This window comes from Flavobacterium sp. 90 (assembly GCF_004339525.1).
GTDB lineage: Bacteria > Bacteroidota > Bacteroidia > Flavobacteriales > Flavobacteriaceae > Flavobacterium.
Window position 1 is genome coordinate 1,943,257 of sequence record NZ_SMGE01000001.1, and the last position, 24,524, is coordinate 1,967,780.

Genomic DNA, 24,524 nt, shown 5'->3' on the forward strand with positions numbered 1-24,524 from the left:
CGTCAATTCTTAAAAAGCATCAATGTTTCCGATTCCTGAAAATACCGATTTTTTATTGGCTGATGCCGAAAAAGAAAACCTATATCTAAACCTGATTGAACAGATTAATAAAGATTTTAATCTGGCAAATGAAGGCATCGATTTTCCGCTAAGTATTTCTCCTGATGAATTAAAAATTCAGCTTCACGAAAAAATCTACAGAATGATTCAGTACAAATTTGCTGAATATCTAAACCTCCTTTATATCATCGATGTTTCTGAAGACGAAATCAAAAAACTAGACGGTTCTGATTTGGTAATTCTTGCCGAACAGGTTGCTTTTTTGATTTTAAAAAGAGAATGGCAGAAGGTTTGGTTTAGGAAGAATTTTAAGTAAAGGTTCTGAGATGCTAAGATTCTAAGGATCTAAGTTTTTTCTATATTTGTTTCCCATCCATCGTAATCTCCATTGTATTCAATTGCCTTTTCCCATAGATAGATTACATAATCATTTACACTATTTTCATCAACTTTATCAATCCTTTTTATTTGTAATTGATATGGAAACTTATCATTAATTTTATTTGAACTCACTAGCTCAAATCCTTTCTTACTAACTTCTGTCAAATAATTATTTCTTTGTTTTTCATCTTTGAAATAAATCCAGTGAAAAACTTCTCTTGAAGCAGTTAGCTTATCACCACCATTACGCAAAGAATTTATCACTCCAAGATTTGCATCTATTTGAGCTTGTTTTTTAACATCAACGTTTTTTGTTTCCTTTTGTTGACAGGAAGAACTTCCAAGAAGAACTCCAAAAAGAATAGCAAAATATTTTTTCATTTAAGAAGTATAATTATTAATATTTTTAATGAATCAAAACCTTAGTCTCGAGACTCATTTTCTAAGGTTTTTCGTTTGGTCGAATAATACTTTTTAATCTGTCTAATTCATACCAAAGTCCAAATCCGTTTGTATCTAGTTTACTTCCTGTAATCTGGAAACGACCGCATTTAAAACAGATCTTTGCAATTCCTACCGTTTTTTCTTTCTTCTTAAAAAGAAAAATATCCCGATATTCTGCGGCACAGGCATATCCCTCAGTCATTAAAGAATCTTTTTCACTGAAAACATCTTGAATATCTTTTTGCTGTTTTATGGTTAAGTCCATTTTTTTGTACTTATGATTCAATAGAATTTTTTCGAAGTTTTCTTGTGGAATAGTGTCAGGAAAATCAAACTCGTAAATATCAATAAACTCTTTTTCTTTTTCAGTATTAGTTTCTTTTCTAATAATTTTCATAAAATCATTATCAGAAAAGTTCAAATAATAATGATCTATTTTACCTGAATCAAAAAAAGGTCTTAGTTCTTTCTTTACAACTTTTGTGTCTGCAACTTCTGCTTTCTTCGAATTATTACAACTCGAAATAACAACAACAATAAGTATAAAAATATATTTTTTCATCAACTGGATTTAAAAACCTTAGAAACTTAGCAACTCAGTCCCGAAGCTTCGGGATAGCAACTTAGATCAGAAATATACACGAACAAAAGGCATAAATCCAGACCCGTAAAGACTTGTTTGTGCATTATACAAAACATCGTAACGCGCTCCAACAGTCACACTTCCGGTTCTGTAACCTGCTCCGAGATATAAGGCAGTATTCCAATAATTATCTGAATAAGATGGTCTGTATGGCGTTGAATCATAACTTGTGTTTATACGCACTTGTTCTAACTCTGCCGACAATTGAATTTCGGGAATTGGGTTTACAAGTGTAACCAAACTTCCTCCGTAAACAAAAGAATCATAATAGTTTTTTGAAGATAAATATCCAAATTGTAAACCTACTCCAACCGCAAAAATTTCGTTGACATTGTAGATTGCACTTGGCATAACGGAGATATCTGTATAACCGGAACCAATTCCTAAACCAAGACCACCACCAAACTGAACTTTTTCCCAAAAATGATTACTGTTGTCTATAACATACTTTTGCTGGGCAATTGCCGAACTTGAAAAAGAGACTATCAAAATCACAAAAAATGTTTTGAAAACGATTGAAATTTGATTTATATTCATAGTTAACGTTTATTTTAACAAATTTTTACGTAAAAGTACGTAAAAAAAAGATCTAAATAAAGGCGATTGTTGTACTTTTGCCATTCTATTTAACAAAAAGTATATTCACTCATATTATGGATAGGTTTTCATTTTTAAATGCAGCGCATACAGAGTTTTTCGCACAATTATATGATCAGTATTTAGTAAATCCAGATAGCGTTGAGCCAAGCTGGAGAAGTTTTTTTCAAGGTTTCGACTTTGGACAAACGACTTATAATGACGAAAATCCAGTTCAACAAATTGTTGAATATGTGACTAGCGACAACACAGATTACAGTAAAGTTTCAGAAAAACTACAAAAAGAATTCAACGTTCTAAAATTAATTGATGGATACCGCACAAGAGGACATTTGTTTACAAAAACAAATCCTGTTCGTGACCGTAGAACTTCGTCTCCTACTTTAGATATCGAAAATTTTGGATTAACAACTGCTGATCTTTCAACAGTTTTTGATGCTGCTCAAACTATCGGAATACCACCTTCTTCTTTAGAAGCTATCGTAAACCGTCTTAAAGCTATTTACTGCCAACATATTGGTATTGAATACATGTATATCAGAAATCCTGGCGTTGTAAAATGGATTCAGGAAAAATTAGCTGTTAATGTTAATCAGCCTAATTTCTCTTCTGAAGAAAAGAAAACTATTTTAGACAAATTAAATCAAGCAGTTTCTTTCGAGAACTTCTTACATACTAAATATGTTGGTCAAAAAAGATTCTCACTAGAAGGTGGAGAATCTATTATTCCGGCTTTAGACGCTTTGATTGAACAAGCTGCTGAAAAAGGTGTTGAACAATTCGTAATGGGAATGGCTCACCGTGGTCGTTTGAACGTTTTGGCAAACATCTTCGGAAAATCAACTCAGGATATCTTTGGCGAATTTGACGGTAAAGATTACGATCAGGAATATTTTGATGGTGACGTAAAATACCACTTAGGTCTTACTGCTGACAAAAAAACAAGATCAGGAAAAAGCATCAATATCAATTTAGCGCCAAACCCTTCGCACTTAGAAACGGTTGGAGCTGTAATTGAAGGAATCACAAGAGCAAAACAAGATAAATATTATGCTGATGATTTCTCTAAAGTATTACCTATCGCCGTTCACGGAGATGCTGCAATCGCAGGGCAAGGAATCTTATACGAAATCATTCAAATGGCACAACTTGACGGTTACAAAACTGGAGGAACAATCCATATTGTAATTAATAACCAAGTTGGTTTTACTACAAACTATTTAGACGCTCGTTCTTCTACTTATTGTACAGACGTTGCCAAAGTAACATTATCGCCAGTATTACACGTAAATGCTGATGATGCTGAAGCTGTTGTACACGCTGTATCTTTTGCATTAGATTACAGAATGCAATTTGGACGTGACGTATTTATCGATCTTTTAGGATACAGAAAATACGGTCATAACGAAGGTGACGAACCTCGTTTTACTCAACCGGTTTTATATAAAATCATCGCTAAACATAAAAATCCTAGAGATATTTATGCTGAGAAATTATTGTCTGACGGCGTAATCGATGCTTCTTATGTAAATGCTTTAGAAAAAGAATACAAATCTACAATGGAAGTGAATTTAGAAGCTTCCCGTAAAAAAGATTTGACAATTATAACTCCATTCATGAAAAACGAATGGGACGGATTTGTTCAGGTAACAGATACGCAAATGCTTGAAAAAGTAAACACTTCTTTTGACAAAAAAGGATTGGATTCTATCATCAATACAATTTCAACTTTACCGGCAGATAAGAAATTTATCAGCAAAATAACTAAAATTGTTACCGATAGAAAAACAGGATATGACAACAACACTGTTGATTGGGGAACTGCAGAAGCTCTAGCTTACGGTTCACTTTTGACAGAAGGATTTGATGTTCGTATTTCTGGTCAGGATGTAGAGCGTGGAACATTCTCTCACCGTCATGCTGTTGTTAAAGTAGAAGATTCTGAAGAAGAAGTAATCTTATTGAATACAATCGAGAACAAAAAAGGAAAATTCGGAGTATTCAACTCTCTTTTATCTGAGTACGGAGTTCTTGGTTTTGATTATGGATATGCATTGGCAAATCCAAATGCATTGACTATTTGGGAAGCACAATTTGGAGATTTCTCTAACGGAGCTCAAATTATGATTGACCAATATATCTCATGTGGTGAAGACAAATGGAACAACCAAAATGGTATCGTTTTATTATTACCTCACGGATATGAAGGTCAAGGTGCAGAACACTCTTCTGCAAGAATGGAGCGTTACTTACAACTTTGTGCAAGACAAAATATGTATGTTGCAGATTGTACAACTCCAGCAAACTTCTTCCACTTATTAAGAAGACAAATGAAAACGAATTTCCGTAAACCTTTGGTAGTTTTCTCTCCAAAAAGTTTATTGCGTGATCCAAGATGTGTTTCTACAGTAGAAGAATTAGCAACAGGAAGTTTCCAGGAAACAATTGACGATAACACGGTAGATAAAAAAGCAGTAAAAACGTTAGTTTTCGTTACTGGTAAATTCTATTATGATATCGTTGCCGAAAGAGAAAACAACGGAAGAAATGACGTTGCAGTTGTTCGTATCGAGCAATTATTCCCTTTACCGGTTGAGCAATTAAAAGCAATCATTGCACAATATCCAAATGCAGATGATTATGTTTGGGCTCAGGAAGAACCTAAAAACATGGGAGCTTACAGCTTTATGTTAATGAACTTTGATCTTGTAAAATGGAGATTAGCTTCGTTAAAAGCTTACGCAGCACCAGCATCAGGAAGTTACACACGTGCAAAACGTCGTCATGCAGATGCAATTAGAATGGTTTTCGATAAAAATTTATTCAGATAAAAAGAATGTTTCAAGTTTAAAGTTTCAGGTTCAAATTAACATGAAACTTTAAACCATAAAAACCTTAAACAAAAACAAAGATGATTTTAGAAATGAAAGTCCCATCACCAGGGGAATCAATAAAAGAAGTTGAAATTGCAACTTGGTTAGTAAAAGACGGAGATTATGTAGAAAAAGATCAAGCTATTGCTGAAGTTGATTCAGATAAAGCAACTCTTGAATTACCGGCTGAAATGAGCGGAATTATTACGCTTAAAGCAGAAGAAGGTGATGCAGTTGCAGTAGGAGCTGTAGTTTGTTTAATTGATACTGACGGTGTAAAACCAGCAGGTGATGCTCCGGCTGCACCAGCGGCTGAAGCTCCAAAAGCAGAAGCACCAAAGGCTGAAGTAAAAGCTGAAGCGCCAAAAGCAGCACCGGTTCAAGCTCCGGCAGCGACAAGTTATGCAGCAGGAACTCCATCTCCGGCAGCAAGAAAAATATTAGACGAAAAAAACATAGCACCAGCAACTGTTTCAGGAACTGGTAAAGGCGGAAGAATCACTAAAGATGATGCTGTAAATGCAGTACCTTCTATGGGAACTCCAACTGGTGGAAGCCGTGGAACTGAGCGTACAAAATTATCAATGTTACGTCGTAAAGTAGCAGAGAGATTAGTCGCCGCTAAAAACGAAACTGCAATGTTAACTACTTTCAATGAAGTTAACATGACACCAATTAACCAAATTCGTAATGAATACAAAGATGCTTTCAAAGCTAAACATGGTGGTTTAGGTTTAGGTTTCATGTCATTCTTTACAAAAGCAGTTACAAGAGCTTTACAATTATATCCAGACGTTAACTCAATGATGGATGGTGACTACAAAATCGCTTACGATTTTGCTGATATCTCAATCGCAGTTTCCGGACCAAAAGGTTTAATGGTTCCTGTTGTTCGTAATGCTGAATTATTGACTTTCCGCGGAATTGAAGCTGAAATTAAAAGATTAGCACTTAGAGCTCGTGACGGTCAAATCACTGTTGACGATATGACTGGAGGAACTTTCACTATTACTAATGGTGGTGTTTTTGGAAGTATGTTGAGTACTCCAATTATCAACCCTCCTCAATCAGGAATTTTAGGAATGCACAATATTATTGAGCGTCCAATTGCTGTAAATGGTAAAGTTGAAATTCACCCAATGATGTATGTCGCTCTTTCTTATGACCACAGAATCATCGACGGACGTGAGTCTGTTGGTTTCTTAGTTGCTGTAAAAGAAGCTTTAGAAAACCCAGTAGAATTATTAATGAATGGCGATGCTAAACGTGCGTTAGAGCTATAATTGTAATAATTTTCCACAATATCAAAAAGCCTGTTCATTCATTTGAACAGGCTTTTTTGTCTTAAGATTAGCTTAAATATTGCTTAAGATGTTAATTTTTTAAACAAACGTAAATTTTACCCTTTAAAAAATATTTTATTTAGAATAAATAAGAATAGCTTGTTTAGTTGATGTCCAACAACTAAATTTGCGCTATTAAAATCAATTCTAAATAACGATGAAATATAAATTTACAATTTCTTTCTTAAGCTTTTGTTTTTTTCTATTGGCAAGTACTTCAGTTTCTGCACAAGAAAAAGCGAGCATTAAAGGACAAATTAGTTTAACAAACAATCAGGCTGCAGACAATGTTTCTGTAGTTCTAAAAGGAACTAAAATAGGAACGAATACAGACAGTAATGGTTTTTATGAAATTAAAAATCTTAAACCAGGAAGTTATGTAATTAAAGTATCTTCTGTTGGACACTCATCTAAAGAAAAAAGCATTTCTCTAAATGCGGGTGACGAAATAATAGAAGATTTCACAATTAGTTCAAATTCTGAGCAATTAGACGAAATTGTAATTAATGGTAATGGTAAAAAAAATCCATTAGCTCGTAAAGAAACACAGCAAGTATCAAGATTACCCCTTAAAAATCTTGAAAACCCACAAGTTTATACTACAATTACAAGCGAATTATTAAAAGAGCAAGTAGTTAGTAATATTGATGATGCACTTAAAAATGCACCAGGATTATCTCCGCTTTGGGCTTCTACTGGACGTGGTGGTGACGGTGCCGGATATTTCTCTCTAAGAGGATTTGCTGTGCAGCCAACAATGACAAATGGATTACCTGCATTGAATAACGGAAGTATAGATCCTGCAAATATTGATAAAATTGAAGTTATTAAAGGGCCTTCTGGAACTTTATTCGGAAGTAGTTTAATTTCTTACGGAGGTTTAATCAACTTAACTACTAAAAAACCTTACGATCATTTTGGCGGAGAGGTGAGCTATACAGCAGGAAGCTATGGATTAAACCGTGTAACTGCAGACATTAATACTCCCGTAGACGATGAACACAAAATTAATTTCAGAGTTAATACTGCATATCATACAGAAAACAGCTTTCAAGATGCTGGATTTAGAAAATCATTTTTCTTTGCTCCATCTTTATCTTACCAAGCCAGCGACAGACTTTCGTTCTTTATTAATACTGAATTCATGAACAATAAACAGACGAATCCTACTATGTTATTTTTAGACAGGGGTGCACCGTTAAGAGTTCATAATATGGATGAATTGGGTTATGATAACAAACGTTCTTATACAAGTAACGAACTTGCGATTGAAACTCCTTCTTACTCTCTTCAAGGACAAATGAATTACAAAATCTCCGATGAATGGACTTCTCAAACCGTTCTTTCCAGAGGATCATCTACATCTGAAGGGTATTATACTTATTTATATGAAAGCACACAATTTTTCCCTACACAAGTAAATCAAGGAATTGTTTTGGGACGTTCAATGAATTATCAAAATACAACAACTTTAACAACAGATATTCAACAAAACTTTATTGGCGATTTTAAACTTGGAAACCTAAGAAATAGAATTGTTGTTGGCTTAGATTACTTTAACAGAGGTCAAGTTGATAATGGTTCCGGATACGTATCTAATGGAAGAGTTTATATCGGAAATTTAGATTTGGCAACTGTAAACCAATATGTATTTGGCATTACAGATCCCGCAAAATATATTACAAATGGTGACAGTGGTAACCTAACAAAAGCTGGTTCTGATAAACTTATAGCAGAAACTAATGCAAACAATAACAAAACGAAACAAGAGGTTATTAGTGCTTATGCATCAGATGTAATCAATATTACTCCTGCATTATCTGCAATGGCAAGTTTACGTGTAGACCGTTTTATGACTGCTGGTGATGTTACTACAAATGCTGATGATTTTAATCAAACTTCTTTTTCACCTAAATTTGGTTTAGTTTATCAACCAATTATTGACAAAGTTTCGATTTTTGCCAACTACATGGATGGTTTTACTAACACAGCCCCAACAAGTGATATTGGTTTAAGCGGCGCATCTATTCCAAGAACTTTCAAGCCAGAACACGCTAACCAATTTGAAATCGGAACGAAATTAAATGTTCTTAAAGACAAAGTTTACGCAACATTTAGCTATTATGACATCAAAGTAACAGATCAGGTTTATACTGTTTATGGTTCTACAGGCGGAGTACCTACTCAAACTTCTTTCCAAGATGGAGAACAAAGAAACAAAGGTTTTGAGGCAGAAATCGTTGCAAATCCAGTTACTGGTTTAAACATTGTTGCTGGTTACAGCTATGTAGATGCTCTCTTAACTGCAGGAGATCCTTCGTTTGTAGGAAACAGGCCTGAGAGTTCAGGACCAAGAAACACAGCAAACTTTTGGGCAAGCTACAAATTTCCTCAAGGAGATTTACAAGGTTTTGGTTTAGGTTTTGGTGGAAATTATGCTGACAAAAACTTAATTATGAATAGAAATGTTGTAGGTCAGTTTGCAATTCCTTCTTATACTGTTTTAAATTCTTCTATTTTCTACGGAACAGAGAAATTTACATTGACATTAAAATTAGACAATATTGCTAATGTTGATACTTACGATGGTTGGTCTACAATTCACCCAAAAAACATGAGAGCTGTATCTGCGAATTTCTCATACAGATTTTAATAAAAAAACATTCCAAACACCTTTCTTTTAGGAGAAAGGTGTTTTTTAAATTCTATTAAACTATGATAACAATAGCAAGTCTTATCGTTTTTTTAGCGTTTTATACTTTGTATTATACCTCAAAAAGAGCAGTTCTATCTTATGATTTAGGTTTTGAAAAATGGATGAAAAAAAATCCGAAGCAAACCAAAATTACCGGATTAGCACTTTTGATTGCTGCTTATGCCATTTGGCTTTTTAATCAATCTTTTGGCTGTGGCACCTTAATGTTTTTTATTCAGCTAATGACAATTGGAAGTCTGATCATCATTTTGAAACCTTTAAAAAAAGTAAACAGCAAAATGCTTTTGGCAATTGTAATTATTGCTGCACTCTTAGAACTTTATTACAACTAACCCACTTTTAACCAATGCCTGCAAATCCAAAATATTTAACCCCTGCATTTTGGCCTCGTTTTGCCAAAATTACAGCCGCTATTTTAGGCGGTTATCTTGTTTCTGTTACCTTTCATTTAGCTTTAGCTTCCTGGTTTAATCGTCCCGAAGTTTTAATGACAATGGCTTTTAGCGGATTTATTCTTTGGGTTGTTCTTATGGTTCTTGCATTTCTGGCAAAAAGCGGATGGAAAATCTGGAGCATTTATATTCTCCTTTCTTTAGTTTTTTCTCTTCTTATCTATCTTGGTCAAACTTATAATCCTACCGCGTAAATATGAATAACCGTCATTACAATATCTATTTTCATACGCATACCGTTAGCGGTATTGTCATCAGCGTTGTGCTATTTGTAATTTTCTTTGCAGGATCTTTTTCTTTTTTTAGAGATGAAATCATCAATTGGGAAAGAAGTGAATCTACTGCTATTACAAGAGAAATTCAGTTAGATTACAACCAAGCGTTAAAAAAACTGGATAAAGAATACGTTTTACACGGAAGAAATATCACCATCTCTAAACCATCTCTTGAAAACAGAGTTGCCGTTTATATGGAAGGAACCAAAGACACTTTGGCTCCAGCCAAACAAAAAGAAGGATCATTCTTTTACTTAGACAATAAAAATTTTAAATCATTCACTTACGAACAATCGTATTCTTTAGGCGAATTTTTATATCGTTTACATTTCTTAGCTCAAATACCTTATCCGGTTGGATATTATCTTTCAGGATTTACTGCTTTATTCTTTTTATTCGCGATTGTAACCGGGCTTTTATTGCATTGGAAAAAAATTGTGTCTAACTTTTATATTTTCCGTCCAAAGGAAAAATTAAAAACATTGTGGACAGATGCTCACACAGCATTAGGAATGATTGGTCTGCCTTTTCAGTTTGTATACGCGGTAACGGGAACTTTTTTTATGATAAAACTTCTAATCGTCGCTCCGGCTGTAATGGCATTATACAAAGGCGATCAGGACAAATTATACAAAGAATTAGAATACAATGATCCTGATTATAAATTTGATAATAAAAAATTAGCAACTCCTTTCGACATCAATCAATTAGTTTCAAAAACAAAAAGCAACTGGAAAGATTTTGAAATTAACAAAGTATTTATTCAGAATTATGGCGATGCAAATATGCACGTTATTGTAGAAGGTGAAATGCTCGCTCACAAAAAATTCACCGGAATTGGGAAAGTAATTTACCGAATTGCGGACGGAAAAGAAATCGCCAGAAAAAATCCTATTACGCAAAACAACTATCTTGATGTTGTAAAAAATGTTTTGTACCGAATTCATTTTGGAGATTATGGTGGATATGCCTTAAAAATAGTGAGTTTCATTTTAGGAATTATTACTTGTTTTGTGATTATTTCCGGTGTAATGATTTGGCTCGTTGCCAGACAAAAAAACAATTTACCAGAAAAGAAAAGACGTTTTAATGCTGCCGTTGTTCGCATTTATCTGGCAATATGTTTGAGCATGTATCCAATTACAGCACTTGCTTTTATTGTGACTAAAATATTTTATCCGTTGACTCAGGAGAATTTATATCTTGTTTATTTTGTTGGATGGTTAGCGCTTACAATCTTTTTTATCCTTAAAAAGAATGACGCGTTTACCAACAGATTCTGTTTGATTTCCGGAAGTATTTTAGGTTTTCTTATTCCTATTACAAACGGAATTGTTTCCGGAAATTGGTTTTGGAATTCATTTTTACAGAATAAAATACAAATTTTCTTTATTGATGTTTTCTGGATTGTTTTGGCTTCAATAACGCTTTATGTCGCTTATCATTTGAAACCTAAAAAAACTAATTAGCAAATAAACACCGTTTTTATTTATTGTAATTTTTTTCTTATAATTTGTATTTTGCAATTGGTCAAATAAACTTTTAGCCTTACTTTTGCCTAATCAATATTTATTCTAAATAAAATGAAGAGGAAATTTACACTAATGCTAATTGGTTTTTGTTTTTTATTATTGGCACAAACATCTGCTTTAGCACAACAAAAAACCACAATAAAAGGAACTGTAACAGCTGTAAATGGTGAAGCTTTAGAAAATGTTTCCGTTCAATTGAGAGGAACTAAAATTGGAGCACTTACTGACAGCCAAGGTTCATACGAAATAAAAAATATCAATTTAGGAAACTATACCATACGTGTTTCTGCTCTTGGTCATACACCAAAAGAAAAGAAAATTATTGTAAATGGTGAAGCCGAAATCGTAGAAAACTTCACCATTAACACAAATACTGAAGAACTTGAAGAGGTTTTTATAAAAGGAAACATCAATAAATACAATAAATCCGAAAGTCCTTTTGTCTCAAAAATGCAGATTAAAAACCTGGAAAATTCTCAGGTTTATAGCGTTGTCACAAAAAGTTTAATGCGAGATCAATTGGTTATTAATCAAGATGACGCTTTAAAAAATGTTCCCGGATTGTACCAACTTTGGGCTGCAACCGGAAAAGTAGGTGATGGAGGTTCTTATTTCGCTTCACGCGGATTTGTAACACAAAGTTTATTACGAGATGGAATTGCCGGAAAAATCACAAACAGTGTTGATGCCGCAAACTTAGAAAGAATCGAAAGTATAAAAGGTCCTTCGGCAACGCTTTTTGGAAGCATCCTAACTTCTTATGGCGGACTAATTAACAGAGTCACCAAAAAACCAACAGAAACTTTTAGAGGAGATATTAGTTATCAATCCGGAAGTTATGGTTTAAACCGATTGTCTGTTGATATTAATACGCCTTTAAATGATGAAAAAACAGCGCTATTAAGAATAAATGCAGCTTACAATGATGCAAATACTTTTCAGGATTACGGAAAAAACAGAAGTTACTTTTTTGCTCCATCATTTTCTTATAAAATCAATGACAAACTAACCATTTCTATCGATGCTGAGTTGTCTTCGGTTAATTCTTCATCGCCTGCATTTACTTATATTCCGTACGGACAAACGCCAAATAGTATTAATTTACATAATGCAAATGAAATTGCAAGAGACTGGAAAAGATCTTTTACAGGCGGCGAATTCATGATGGATACTAAAACCGCTAATATTTTTGCGCAAGCACATTATCAGATTAATGAAAACTGGAAATCACAAACTATTTTTAGTTCCAGCGCCAATCAATCTGATGGACCTCAGGCTTGGTTTTATTTATTAGGAAACAACAAAATGTCGCGAAATGCCTGGAATATGGTTGGAAAAGACAATATTGTTGAGTTTCAGCAAAACTTCAATGGTCAGACGGAACTTTTTGGTATGAAACATCAATTGCTTTTTGGTGGTGATATTTTAAGATCAGAAACCAACAGCAGTCTTGGATATCTTGGCGGAGATCCTAATAATCCTTTCAAAACAGATTATGATATTGTAGATTATTCTGCTGCAAATCCTAATTATTACAATTTCAACCCCAATAATATTGAGCCCTTATTTGTAAACGGCTATCAATACAGAACGATTACTTCCCTGACAACTTATAGCGTTTACGCTGCTGATGTTATCAATATTACAGATCAATTAATTCTTTCAGCTGCTTTGCGTTTTGATCATTATAAAAATAACGGAACTTATGATCCTTCGACAAATATAAATTCAGGCGCTTTTTCTCAAAACTCATTTTCTCCAAAATTGGGACTTGTGTATCAAATTATAAAAGACAAAGTTTCAATCTTCGGAAACTATCAAAATAGTTTTAAAAACATTGGATATTTATTTGCTAACGTAAACGGAAATCCTGAACTGAAACAATTTGATCCTGAAAAAGCCAATCAATTTGAAGCGGGTGTTAAGTTGAATATTTTACAAGACAAACTAAGCGCCAATTTAAGCTATTACAATATTGATGTAAAAAACATTGTTCGCGCAGGACAAGTTGTTAACACAAACGTTCAGGACGGAAATCAAACGAGTAAAGGATTTGAGGCTGAAGTTACTACAAATCCGTTTTCTGGATTGAACCTTATTTTTGGATATGCATTTAACGATAGCAAATTGAACAATGCAAATGCAGATGTAAATGGTTTGAGACCTGAAACTGCAGGTCCTGAAAATCTAATTAATTATTGGATTAGTTATAGTTTACAAACTTCTAAACTAAGAGGATTAGGTTTTGGCATTGGAGGAAATTACGGCAGCGAAACTTTTGTGTACAACAGAAACCCAACCGGTTCAGGAAATCCTGCAGATGTTGAAACCTTTGTTTTACCATCATATGCTGTTGTAAATGCTACGTTATATTACGATCAGCCCAAATACAGGCTTTCTCTAAAAGTAGATAACCTTACAGATGAACTTTATTTTAATGGTTACACTACCGTGAATGTGCAAGCTCCAAGAACTTTTATGGGAAGCATAACTTATAAATTTTAAGTTTAATTTATAAATCAAACGTGTTGAGCAATCTGCCTTTTAATGGTATTTTTGCCAAATAAAAGATTCTTTTCTAAAAACATGAGTTTCAAAAAACAAGTACGTTTTCTACATAAATGGCTCGGATTAATTTCCGGGCTTATTGTTTTTATTATAAGCTTTACCGGTTGTATTTTTTGTTTTCATGACGAAATAAAAGATATTACCCGAAAAGAATGGCGTTTGGTTGAACCTCAAAATAAACCATTTTTACTGCCTTCTGTTTTAAAAGAAAAAGCCAAAGAAATTGCTCCAAAAAATAAAGCTAGCATGGTTTCTTATTATGGAAAAAATAGATCGGTAATTGTTTACACATATTCTGATACTGAGAATCTATACCTTTATTTTAATCCGTACACAGGAAAATATCTAAAAACAGAAAATCCTAAAACCGATTTCTTTATAATTGTCGAATACATTCATCTGTATCTGCTTTTACCGGATTATATTGGTAAACATATTATTGGCGGTGCAACAATCATCTTTATATTATTATTGATTTCAGGAATTATTCAGTGGTGGCCAAAACGACGAAGTGATCTTAAAAGAAGTTTCTCTGTAAAATGGTCTGCAAAATGGCGCCGTGTTAATTATGACTGGCACAATACTTCCGGATTTTATATTTCGATAATAGCCGTAATTATTGCTATTACAGGTTTAACTTTTACTTACGAATGGGTTGGAGACGGAATTTACAAAACTTTCAATGTTGGAGGCGATAAAGCTGCCGAAACAAAAACTCCAGTAATCGACACTACCAAGTTTGATATGAATTCGATTGCCGCAGTAGATCGCGCTTTTATCGAAACTATGAAACTTCAGCCAAAAGCCGAAATGTGTTTTGTTACTTTTCCACAGCAAAAAAGCGACATTATAAGTACAGGAGCTTATCCGCATACTTTAAGATACGATCATCAAAGCAATTATTATTTTCATCCCGGCGATGGAAAATTAATGCAAAGTGATCCTTATTCTAAAAAAACTTTAGGATTGCAGGTTGTCGAAATGAATTATGGAATTCACACAGGTCAAATTCTGGATTTACCCGGAAAAATAATCGCATTTATAATTAGTTTAATTGCTGCCGCTTTGCCAGTAACAGGTTTTGTAATTTGGTATGGAAGAAGAAACAAATCCTGCAAAAAATAAAGGCATAAAAATTTAACCGCAAAGAACGCAAAGCTATAATTGATAAAGCTTTGCGAACTTTGCGTTTATATAAAATCTCATAAATAAAAACTTGCGTTCTTTGCGGTTAAAATAATTAGCCAATAAAAACTACTCTACGTTCCTCCACAATATCTTGATCCCAAAAAAAACCGCTTCAAATGAGCGGTTTTTTTATGTTATTCGAAATCGTATTAATTTCTGTTTGCCAAAGCATTTTTTTGTAAATTTTTAACTGAGCTTACCTGACTATTTTCATAAGCAACTTCGCTAAGATTTTTTTCATTGAAGAAAATCCATTTTCCAGTTTTCATTCCGTCTGTGTACTCTCCTACAGCCAATTTATTTCCCTTTTCATCATACGATACCCAAACGCCGTCTAATTTACCATCCTTAAAGAAGCCTTCTTGTTGTACATTACCATTTTCATAATAGTAAGTAGCTTTTACTTTGTTTCCAACAACTTCTAATTCAGGTTTTACCTCTTGTGCAACTAGAATTCCAGAGAACAATATTGCAACTAAAATTACACACTTTTTCATATCTTTAGGTATTTAATGTTATCAAATCGTTATCAAATATAGTTAATTGTTTACATTAAACAAACTTTTACTTAACAATTTGGTAACATTGAATAAAAACTTAACATTGGAAACTTCCTAAAAACAAAAAAACCAACGCCGAAGCATTGGTTTTATTGGGATTTCCGCGAAAGCGAAAATTTACTATAACGTTATAAATTTGATAAATAAATTACTTCAATAATGAATCTAACTGCGCTTGAAGTTCTGGTTCAGATGGTCTTGCAGCATCAGCCTTTACAACAATTCCGTTTGGATCAACTAAGATAAATCTAGGAATTCCGGTTACGCCATAATTAGTAACAAACTCAGATTCCCAATCTTTATCTGCTAATAATTGAATTCCTCCTAATTTTTTATCATCTACAAATTTCTTCCATTTTTCAGTGTCTTTCAATTTATCAATCGAAACACTCACAAACTCAATGTTTTTTCCGTGATATTTTTCTTCAATTTTTTGAAGGTAAGGAATTTCAGCTCTACAAGGCGCACACCAAGTTGCCCAAAGATCGATATAAACATACTTACCTTTTAAATCAGATAATTTTGTTTTTCCTCCTTTATGATTTTCATAATCAAAATCAGGAGAAGGCTTTCCGTTAAATTTATTTGCTTTAACTGCGCTTTCATAATTTCTAATGGCGAATTCATTAAAACGTTCAAAATTACCTTTCATTGCAGTTACAAAGTCAGGATCAAAAGACCCTTTTTCTAAACTTTCTTTATCCGTCTTGTTCTTAGCTTCTAATATTACAGCAAATTCAGCTGGTTCTTTAGAAAAAGCTTCTTCAAGTTTTTCATTTCTTAAAGCTTGTTGTGCCAAGAAATTACTTTCATCAACACCTTTACCTTTATAAACAATAGTTTCATCAAATTCTTTGGCATTCAACGTTAAATTCACCTCAGAATTTGGTTTTAAATATAACCTTGAAGATTCAGTTCCATCAGAAAACACATAAAATCCTTTTGGCGCAGTAAAAGAAGCCAGAAAAGTTTCCTTTTTGTCAATCGGAATAACTTGTTTAAAATTATCATTTCCTTTAATGACAAGCGTGTCACTATTTCTATTGGCAATTTTAGCCGTAAATTTAATTTGATTTTTGGTTTGACCGATAACATTCAAAGCGCTAAAAATCAACAGACCAGTAACAAAAAGTTTGTTCATATAAATTAAAGTTTGTTTTTAGTGATTCAAATCTAAAGAAATTACTGCTGACAAATTTAAGAATTAACAAAAAATTTTCAATTTGTTAAGTGATTTATTATCACTTTCTAAGCAGTACTTCATTTAAACTCAGAATTTGATGCAATAAAATGATATTTTTCTTTTATAGTTAATTCTAATTTTAAATGGTATAATTTGAATTTTGTGTTTACTTTTGCAGTCTAAAATTTTGATCATGTATAGAAGTCATAATTGTGGCGAATTAAACGCCTCAAATATTAATACGGAAGTTACACTTGCGGGTTGGGTTCAAAAATCACGCGATAAAGGATTTATGAATTGGGTTGATTTACGCGACCGTTACGGAATTACACAACTTATTTTCGACGAAGGTCGTACTGATAAAACTGTATTTGAATTGGCTAAAACTCTTGGTAGAGAATTTGTGATTCAGGTAAAAGGAACTGTTATTGAGCGTGAAGCTAAAAACAAAAATATCCCAACTGGTGAAATCGAAATTTTAGTTTCTGAACTAACGATTCTAAACGCAGCATTGACGCCTCCATTTACAATTGAAGATGAAACTGATGGTGGAGAAGACATCAGAATGAAATACCGTTACTTAGATATTAGAAGAAATCCTGTAAAAAACAGTTTATTATTTCGTCACAAAGTAGCAATGGAAGTTCGTAAATATCTATCTGATTTAGATTTTTGTGAAGTTGAAACTCCTTACCTAATTAAATCGACTCCGGAAGGCGCGAGAGATTTCGTTGTACCAAGCCGTATGAACGAAGGACAATTTTATGCTTTACCACAATCTCCACAAACTTTCAAGCAATTATTGATGGTTGGTGGAATGGATAAATATTTCCAAATCGTGAAATGTTTCCGTGACGAGGATTTGCGTGCAGACCGTCAGCCTGAGTTTACACAAATCGATTGCGAAATGGCATTTGTGGAACAAGAAGACATTTTGAATGTTTTTGAAGGTTTGACAAGACATTTACTAAAAGAAATCAAAGGTATTGAAGTAGATAAATTCCCAAGAATTACCTACGACTATGCTATGAAAACATATGGAAATGACAAACCGGACATTCGTTTTGGGATGGAATTTGGTGAGTTAAACGAATTTGCACAACACAAAGATTTTCCAGTATTCAATGCTGCTGAATTAGTTGTGGGAATTGCAGTTCCGGGCGCAGGAAATTATACTCGTAAAGAAATTGACGCATTAATTGACTGGGTAAAACGTCCTCAAGTTGGAGCATCAGGAATGGTGTATGCAAAATGTAATGACGACGGAACTTTTAAATCATCTGTAGATAAATTCTACGATCAGGACGATTTAGGACAATGGGCAAAAATTACAGGAGCAAAACCTGGCGATATGATTTTTGTACTTTCTGGACCGGCTAACAAAACACGCGCTCAGCTTTCTGCACTTCGTATGGAATTAGCAACTCGTTTAGGATTGCGTAATCCGGAAGAATTTGCTCCGTTATGGGTTGTTGATTTCCCATTATTAGAGCTTGACGAAGAAAGCGGTCGTTACCACGCAATGCATCACCCGTTTACCTCTCCAAAACCAGAAGACATGCAATTATTAGAAACTGAACCAGGAAAGGTTCGTGCTAATGCATACGATATGGTCTTGAACGGAAATGAAATTGGTGGAGGATCTATTCGTATTCACGATAAAGCGACTCAACAATTAATGTTTAAATATTTAGGTTTCACCGAAGAAGAAGCAAAAGCTCAATTTGGTTTCTTAATGGATGCTTTCCAGTTTGGAGCACCTCCACACGGAGGTTTAGCATTTGGTTTAGACAGATTGGTTGCTATTTTAGGAGGACAAGAAACAATTAGAGATTTTATCGCATTCCCAAAAAATAATTCAGGACGCGATGTTATGATTGATGCTCCTGCTACAATTGACGATGCTCAATTAAAAGAATTACATATCAAAGTTGATTTGATCTAAATTCTTAAAAATATAAAAACATAAAAAACCGCAGCTAAATCTTATTAGTTGCGGTTTTTTTTGCTTTTTCTTCTGACTTGAACATCAACAAAGTACTTATAAAAAATGCGAGACCAGCAAATACAAGTATTCTCCCACATAAACATAGATTTACATAACCGAGTTGGCATAATATACAAAATTTTTGTAAACTATAAGCTACTTTTTTAACATTTAATTTAACAATTACTAAATCTTAAATAAAATAGTTCCATATCAAAATTGATGCAATATAAATAGCGAAAACACTGTGAATCAATAATTTTTACAAAAAATTAACACCTTATTGTCTTTTGTATGAATTTATATATTACATTTGCTTCATTATAAATTATTATTACAATTACAATGCGTACAGGTACAGTAAAATTTTTCAATGAATCTAAAGGTTATGGATTCATTACAGACGAAGAAACAGGAAAAGATATCTTCGTTCACGCTTCAGGAATTAACGCGGAAGAATTACGCGAAGGTGACCGTGTAAGCTATGAAGAAGAAGAAGGAAGAAAAGGGAAAGTTGCTGCTAAAGTAGCAGTAATCTAAGAAAAATATAGCAATTTATTTTTTTTGCCTCTGAATGGTTTTGAAAACGTTTCGATTAATTTCGAAACGTTTTTTTTTGCTCAAATCTTAAAAAAATCTTAAAAAAGACTGTTGTTATTTATAATCGATAAAAATTACAAACAAACACCCTTTTCCGACATACTTAAATCCTTTTTTAGCTTGTGATTTACAGAGTTGAAAGTTATCTTTGTGGCTTATTCTTTAAGTAAAAACCCTAAGTTTATGCAATCTGATCAATACAGTTACATTCCTATTTTAATGCAAGCAATTTTAGCGATTGGATTTGTGGTAGGAACAATCATTATTTCGGGAAAATTAGGCCCAAAAAGAAGTTCTGAAGTAAAAGACAAAAACTTTGAGTGTGGTATCGAATCTGTAGGTAACGCACGTATTCCTTTTTCAGTAAAATATTTCCTGGTAGCCATTTTGTTTGTACTGTTTGATGTAGAGGTAATTTTCCTTTATCCATGGGCAGTAAACTTCAAAGAATTAGGAATTGAAGGAATGCTTAAAATGATCGTGTTTATGTCACTTCTTTTAGTTGGCTTTTTCTACATCATTAAGAAAAAAGCATTAGAGTGGGAATAATTATGATTTTAGATTTTAGATTTCTGATTTTAGATTAATTGTCTCAAATTAAAATTTAGAATTTAACCTCAATTGAATTTAATACTGATTTAAAAAAATTGATTTTAACTTTTACGATTTCCCAAATCTAAAATCTAAAATCAGAAATCTAAAATAAAAATGAGCGATTCAAATGTAAATATGGTTGCGCCGCCTGAAGGAGTTGTAGGAGAAGGCTTCTTCGCTACAAAACTAAATGACGTTGTAGGTTTAGCAAGAGCCAATTCATTATGGCCATTGCCTTTTGCAACTTCATGCTGTGGTATCGAATTCATGGCAACAATGGCTTCACATTACGATTTAGCACGATTTGGTTCTGAGCGCGTGAGTTTTTCGCCTCGTCAGGCAGATATGTTATTAGTAATGGGAACTATTTCTAAAAAAATGGCACCTATTTTAAGACAAGTTTACGAACAAATGTCTGAACCTCGCTGGGTAATTGCAGTTGGAGCCTGTGCATCATCAGGTGGAATCTTCGATACTTATTCAGTTTTACAAGGAATTGACAAAGTAATTCCGGTTGACGTTTACGTTCCGGGATGTCCGCCAAGACCAGAGCAAATTGTTGATGGAGTAATGAAACTTCAGGAATTGGTAAAAAGCGAATCTGTTAGACGCAGAAGCTCACCAGAATACCAAGAATTACTAGCTTCATATAATATTTCATAAGATGGCTTTAGAAAACACCCTGATTCAAGATAAACTTACAGAAACATTTGATACAAGTGTTTTTAACTTTCACCAAGAAAGAGATATTTTCTCATTAGAAACTTCTGCTGATAAAATCACAGCTTTAATTCTTTTTTTGAAAAACGATTCTGATTTACGTTTCCACTTTTTAACTGATTTATGCGGTGTTCATTATCCGGACAACGAAACAGAGCGTCAGTTTGCAATCGTATACCATTTACACAACTGGTACGAAAACAAACGTATTAGAATCAAAGTATTCTTAAACGGTGAAAAACCAGCGATAAAAACCATTTCAAATATTTTCCTGAGTTCAAACTGGATGGAAAGAGAAACATACGATTTCTTCGGGATTGACTTTATTGGACATCCACAATTAAAACGTATTTTGAATATGGATGAGATGGTATCGTTCCCAATGCGAAAAGAATTCCCAATGGAAGACAGCGGAAGAACAGATAAAGACGATAGATTCTTTGGAAGAACAACAACAAATTGCTAAAAATAAATAATTCAACATTATAAAATGTCAGAACTATTATTATCACCAGAGCATCGATATGCTAAAATAATTAAGGATAAACTAAACGAAGACGGAAGCGAGCTTTCAGTACTAAATTTAGGTCCTACGCACCCGGCGACTCACGGTATTTTTCAAAATATCCTGTTAATGGACGGTGAAAGAATTCTTGAGGCTGAACCAACTATTGGTTACATACACAGAGCTTTTGAAAAAATCGCCGAAAATCGTCCTTTTTACCAAATTACTCCTCTTACTGACCGTATGAACTATTGTTCCTCTCCTATTAACAATATGGGATGGTGGATGACTCTAGAGAAATTACTAAATATTGAAGTTCCTAAAAGAGCACAGTATTTAAGAGTAATTGTAATGGAGTTGGCTCGTATTACAGATCACTTAATCTGTAACTCGATTCTTGGTGTTGATACTGGTGCTTATACCGGTTTCCTATACGTTTTTCAATTTAGAGAAAAAGTTTACGAAATCTACGAAGAAATTTGTGGTGCTCGTTTAACAACAAATATGGGAAGAATTGGTGGTTTCGAAAGAGATTGGTCACCAGAAGCTTTCCGCAAATTAGATGTCTTTTTACAAGATTTCCCTGTTGCTTGGCAAGAGTTTGTTAACTTATTCGAAAGAAACAGAATTTTCCTTGACAGAACTGTAGACGTAGGTGCAATCTCAGCAGAGCAAGCAATGGCTTACGGATTTACAGGTCCAAACTTACGTGCTGCCGGAGTTGATTACGACGTTCGTGTTGCACAACCATATTCATCATACGAAGATTTCGATTTTGTGGTTCCTGTTGGAAAATCAGGAGATACTTACGATCGTTTCTGTGTTCGTAATGCTGAAGTTTGGGAAAGTTTAAGCATTATTCGTCAGGCATTAGAAAAAATGCCAGCCGGAAACGAATATCATGCAGAAGTTCCTGATTACTACCTTCCTCCAAAAGAAGATGTTTACACTTCAATGGAATCTTTAATTTATCACTTTAAGATCGTAATGGGAGAAGTTCCTGTACCAGTTGCAGAAATCTATCACCCGGTTGAAGGAGGAAATGGAGAAATCGGATTCTATTTAGTTACAGACGGAAGCAGAACTCCATATAGATTACATTTCAGAAGACCTTGTTTCATTTATTACCAAGCATATCCTGAAATGATCAAAGGATCTTTATTATCTGATGCAATTGTTATTCTATCCAGTTTAAATGTTATTGCAGGAGAATTAGACGCCTAAAAAAGATTGTTGATTTTAGATTGCAGATTGAAAAATCTAAAATCTAAAATCTGAAATTTAAAAAAGATTGCAGAATATAGATTGTAGACAACAGATAAATCTGAAATCTAAAATCTAAAATCTAAAATAAAAAATGGAACGTAAACATTACAAACAAGAAATAAACATGACTGAAGCATTGATGACTCGCATCAATGAATTGATCAGTCATTATCCTGAAGACAAAAGAAAATCGGCTTTGTTACCAGTTTTGCACGAAGTGCAGGATGCGCATGACAACTGGTTAAGTACAGAGTTACAGGATAAAGTTGCTGAAATTTTGCACATTAAACCAATTGAGGTTTACGAAGTGGTTACTTTTTATACCATGTATAACCAAAAACCAATTGGAAAATACATGTTCGAATTCTGTCAGACTTCTTGTTGTTGTTTAAGCGGTGCCGAAAATTTAATGGATTATACTTCTGAAAAATTAGGCATTAAAATGGGCGAAACAACTCCAGACGGAATGTTTACCATTGCTGGTGTAGAATGTTTAGGTGCTTGCGGATACGCTCCGATGATGCAGTTAGGAGATTTCTACAAAGAAAAACTCACAGAAGAAAAAATCGATCAGTTAATTGCTGATTGTAGAGATGATAAAATAATATTACACGATAAATAAGATGTCACAGAAAATATTATTAGATAAAATAAATGTTCCGGGTATCAAAACCTACGAAGTATATCGCCAAAATGGTGGTTATGCTTCTGTAGAAAAAGCTTTGAAAACACTTACACCAGATGAAGTTGTTGAAGAAGTAAAAAAATCAGGACTTCGTGGTCGTGGTGGTGCAGGTTTCCCTGCGGGAATGAAATGGAGTTTTATTGACAAAAAATCAGGAAAACCAAGACACTTAGTTTGTAATGCTGATGAGTCTGAACCAGGAACTTTCAAAGATCGTTATTTGATGGAATTTATTCCTCACTTGTTGATCGAAGGAATGATTACTTCAAGTTTTGCTTTAGGCGCTAACTTATCATATATCTACATTCGTGGAGAATATATGTGGGTTTTCAAAATATTAGAAAGAGCTATCGCCGAAGCTAAAGCTGCCGGTTGGTTAGGAAAAAATATATTAGGAACAGGTTACGATTTAGAATTACACGTTCACTGTGGAGCCGGAGCTTATATTTGTGGAGAAGAAACTGCACTTATTGAATCTTTGGAAGGTAAAAGAGGAAATCCTCGTATCAAACCACCATTTCCTGCAGTTTCAGGACTTTGGGCAAATCCAACTGTGGTAAACAACGTAGAAACTATCGCAACTGTGCCTTGGATCATCAACAATTCTGGTGATGATTATGCAAAAATCGGAATTGGACGTTCAACAGGAACTAAATTAATTTCTGCTTCAGGACATATTAAAAACCCGGGAGTTTATGAAATTGAGTTAGGTTTAAGTGTTGATGAATTTATGAATTCTGATGAATACTTAGGTGGAATGTCTTCTAGCAGACCTCTAAAAGCATTTGTACCAGGAGGATCTTCTGTGCCAATTTTACCAGCTGAATTAATTTTCAAAACAGTAAATGGAGAAGACAGATTAATGACTTACGAATCTTTAAGTGATGGTGGCTTTGCTACCGGATCGATGTTAGGTTCTGGAGGATTTATCGTTTATAATGACACTGCTTGTGTGGTTAGAAACACTTGGAATTTTGCTCGTTTTTACCACCATGAATCTTGCGGACAATGTACACCTTGCCGTGAAGGAACAGGATGGTTGGAAAAAATATTATGGAGAATCGAAAACGGTCAAGGCCGTGAAGAGGATATCGAATTATTGTGGAGCATTCAAAGCAAAATCGAGGGCAATACAATTTGCCCACTAGGTGATGCAGCTTCTTGGCCAGTTGCAGCAGCGATTCGCCACTTTAGAGATGAGTTTGAATATCACGTTCGTTTCCCTGAAAAAATAAAACACAGAGATCACTTTGTTGCTGAACCTTTCTCGCAAGTGAAACATTTAGTAGGTGGTAAAGTAATCGTATAAAGAAATATAAAGCAGAAAGTTATAAAGTTAATAATATCAAAAA

22 protein-coding genes are annotated in these 24,524 nt (G+C 33.8%); 17 read left to right on the plus strand and 5 right to left on the minus strand.

Annotation, left to right across the window (positions count from 1 at the left end):
• The first annotated feature begins 22 nt into the window (after window positions 1–22).
• Entirely contained in the window at window positions 23–376 is a 354-nt protein-coding gene (locus tag C8C83_RS07805) for a hypothetical protein (RefSeq protein WP_121327574.1), read from the plus strand.
• A gap of 29 nt (window positions 377–405) precedes the next feature.
• Here C8C83_RS07805 and C8C83_RS07810 read toward each other — a convergent pair whose 3' ends face one another.
• The 3 genes from C8C83_RS07810 to C8C83_RS07820 form a co-directional block, all read right to left on the minus strand.
• Window positions 406–822: a ribonuclease E inhibitor RraB gene (locus C8C83_RS07810; RefSeq protein WP_121327576.1), complete on the minus strand. Its 417-nt coding sequence runs from the start codon at window positions 820–822 to the stop codon at window positions 406–408.
• A gap of 61 nt (window positions 823–883) precedes the next feature.
• Window positions 884–1,447 carry a hypothetical protein gene (locus C8C83_RS07815; RefSeq protein WP_121327578.1) on the minus strand — a complete coding sequence of 188 codons (564 nt, stop codon included), beginning with the start codon at window positions 1,445–1,447 and terminating at the stop codon, window positions 884–886.
• Between the two features lie 66 nt (window positions 1,448–1,513).
• On the minus strand, window positions 1,514–2,065 hold the full coding sequence (locus C8C83_RS07820) for a hypothetical protein (RefSeq protein ID WP_121327580.1): 552 nt from the start codon (window positions 2,063–2,065) through the stop codon (window positions 1,514–1,516).
• A 116-nt stretch (window positions 2,066–2,181) separates the two neighbouring features.
• Between C8C83_RS07820 and C8C83_RS07825 the strand changes: the two genes are divergently transcribed.
• The 8 genes from C8C83_RS07825 to C8C83_RS07860 all read left to right on the plus strand — a co-directional run bounded on the left by C8C83_RS07825 (window position 2,182) and on the right by C8C83_RS07860 (window position 15,009).
• Entirely contained in the window at window positions 2,182–4,956 is a 2,775-nt protein-coding gene (locus C8C83_RS07825) for a 2-oxoglutarate dehydrogenase E1 component (protein WP_121327582.1), read from the plus strand.
• An 80-nt stretch (window positions 4,957–5,036) separates the two neighbouring features.
• Window positions 5,037–6,281 carry a 2-oxoglutarate dehydrogenase complex dihydrolipoyllysine-residue succinyltransferase gene (gene odhB / locus C8C83_RS07830; protein WP_121327584.1) on the plus strand — a complete coding sequence of 415 codons (1,245 nt, stop codon included), beginning with the start codon at window positions 5,037–5,039 and terminating at the stop codon, window positions 6,279–6,281.
• A gap of 217 nt (window positions 6,282–6,498) precedes the next feature.
• A complete protein-coding gene (locus C8C83_RS07835; protein WP_132011716.1) occupies window positions 6,499–8,994 on the plus strand; it encodes a TonB-dependent receptor in 2,496 nt (831 codons plus the stop codon).
• Between the two features lie 62 nt (window positions 8,995–9,056).
• Window positions 9,057–9,389, plus strand: a complete 333-nt coding sequence (locus tag C8C83_RS07840; RefSeq protein ID WP_121327586.1) for a hypothetical protein — start codon at window positions 9,057–9,059, stop codon at window positions 9,387–9,389.
• A gap of 14 nt (window positions 9,390–9,403) precedes the next feature.
• Window positions 9,404–9,703: a hypothetical protein gene (locus tag C8C83_RS07845; RefSeq protein WP_121327588.1), complete on the plus strand. Its 300-nt coding sequence runs from the start codon at window positions 9,404–9,406 to the stop codon at window positions 9,701–9,703.
• A 2-nt stretch (window positions 9,704–9,705) separates the two neighbouring features.
• A complete protein-coding gene (locus C8C83_RS07850; RefSeq protein WP_121327590.1) occupies window positions 9,706–11,253 on the plus strand; it encodes a PepSY-associated TM helix domain-containing protein in 1,548 nt (515 codons plus the stop codon).
• Window positions 11,254–11,367: 114 nt separating this feature from the next.
• A complete protein-coding gene (locus C8C83_RS07855; protein WP_121327592.1) occupies window positions 11,368–13,821 on the plus strand; it encodes a TonB-dependent receptor in 2,454 nt (817 codons plus the stop codon).
• Window positions 13,822–13,902: 81 nt separating this feature from the next.
• Window positions 13,903–15,009, plus strand: a complete 1,107-nt coding sequence (locus C8C83_RS07860) for a PepSY-associated TM helix domain-containing protein (RefSeq protein ID WP_121329990.1) — start codon at window positions 13,903–13,905, stop codon at window positions 15,007–15,009.
• A 212-nt stretch (window positions 15,010–15,221) separates the two neighbouring features.
• On the opposite strand, the gene C8C83_RS07865 is transcribed toward C8C83_RS07860, so the two are convergent.
• Window positions 15,222–15,569 carry a membrane-binding protein gene (locus C8C83_RS07865; RefSeq protein WP_099710325.1) on the minus strand — a complete coding sequence of 116 codons (348 nt, stop codon included), beginning with the start codon at window positions 15,567–15,569 and terminating at the stop codon, window positions 15,222–15,224.
• 211 nt (window positions 15,570–15,780) lie between these two features.
• A complete protein-coding gene (locus C8C83_RS07870; protein WP_121327593.1) occupies window positions 15,781–16,773 on the minus strand; it encodes a TlpA disulfide reductase family protein in 993 nt (330 codons plus the stop codon).
• 235 nt (window positions 16,774–17,008) lie between these two features.
• Between C8C83_RS07870 and aspS the strand changes: the two genes are divergently transcribed.
• From aspS to nuoF, 8 genes are all read left to right on the plus strand, one after another.
• Window positions 17,009–18,760: an aspartate--tRNA ligase gene (aspS, locus tag C8C83_RS07875; protein ID WP_099710323.1), complete on the plus strand. Its 1,752-nt coding sequence runs from the start codon at window positions 17,009–17,011 to the stop codon at window positions 18,758–18,760.
• 387 nt (window positions 18,761–19,147) lie between these two features.
• On the plus strand, window positions 19,148–19,342 hold the full coding sequence (locus C8C83_RS07880; RefSeq protein ID WP_007137066.1) for a cold shock domain-containing protein: 195 nt from the start codon (window positions 19,148–19,150) through the stop codon (window positions 19,340–19,342).
• A 243-nt stretch (window positions 19,343–19,585) separates the two neighbouring features.
• On the plus strand, window positions 19,586–19,951 hold the full coding sequence (locus C8C83_RS07885) for an NADH-quinone oxidoreductase subunit A (protein WP_099710322.1): 366 nt from the start codon (window positions 19,586–19,588) through the stop codon (window positions 19,949–19,951).
• Window positions 19,952–20,110: 159 nt separating this feature from the next.
• Window positions 20,111–20,659 carry an NADH-quinone oxidoreductase subunit B gene (locus tag C8C83_RS07890; RefSeq protein WP_041516812.1) on the plus strand — a complete coding sequence of 183 codons (549 nt, stop codon included), beginning with the start codon at window positions 20,111–20,113 and terminating at the stop codon, window positions 20,657–20,659.
• Window position 20,660: 1 nt separating this feature from the next.
• Window positions 20,661–21,182: an NADH-quinone oxidoreductase subunit C gene (locus C8C83_RS07895; RefSeq protein ID WP_121327595.1), complete on the plus strand. Its 522-nt coding sequence runs from the start codon at window positions 20,661–20,663 to the stop codon at window positions 21,180–21,182.
• A 24-nt stretch (window positions 21,183–21,206) separates the two neighbouring features.
• The gene (locus tag C8C83_RS07900; RefSeq protein ID WP_121327597.1) at window positions 21,207–22,445 is read left to right on the plus strand and encodes an NADH-quinone oxidoreductase subunit D; all 1,239 of its coding nucleotides are present in this window, start codon (window positions 21,207–21,209) and stop codon (window positions 22,443–22,445) included.
• 133 nt (window positions 22,446–22,578) lie between these two features.
• The gene (locus tag C8C83_RS07905) at window positions 22,579–23,109 is read left to right on the plus strand and encodes an NAD(P)H-dependent oxidoreductase subunit E (RefSeq protein WP_099710319.1); all 531 of its coding nucleotides are present in this window, start codon (window positions 22,579–22,581) and stop codon (window positions 23,107–23,109) included.
• 1 nt (window position 23,110) lies between these two features.
• Window positions 23,111–24,481: an NADH-quinone oxidoreductase subunit NuoF gene (nuoF, locus tag C8C83_RS07910; RefSeq protein WP_121327599.1), complete on the plus strand. Its 1,371-nt coding sequence runs from the start codon at window positions 23,111–23,113 to the stop codon at window positions 24,479–24,481.
• The last annotated feature ends 43 nt before the right edge of the window (window positions 24,482–24,524 follow it).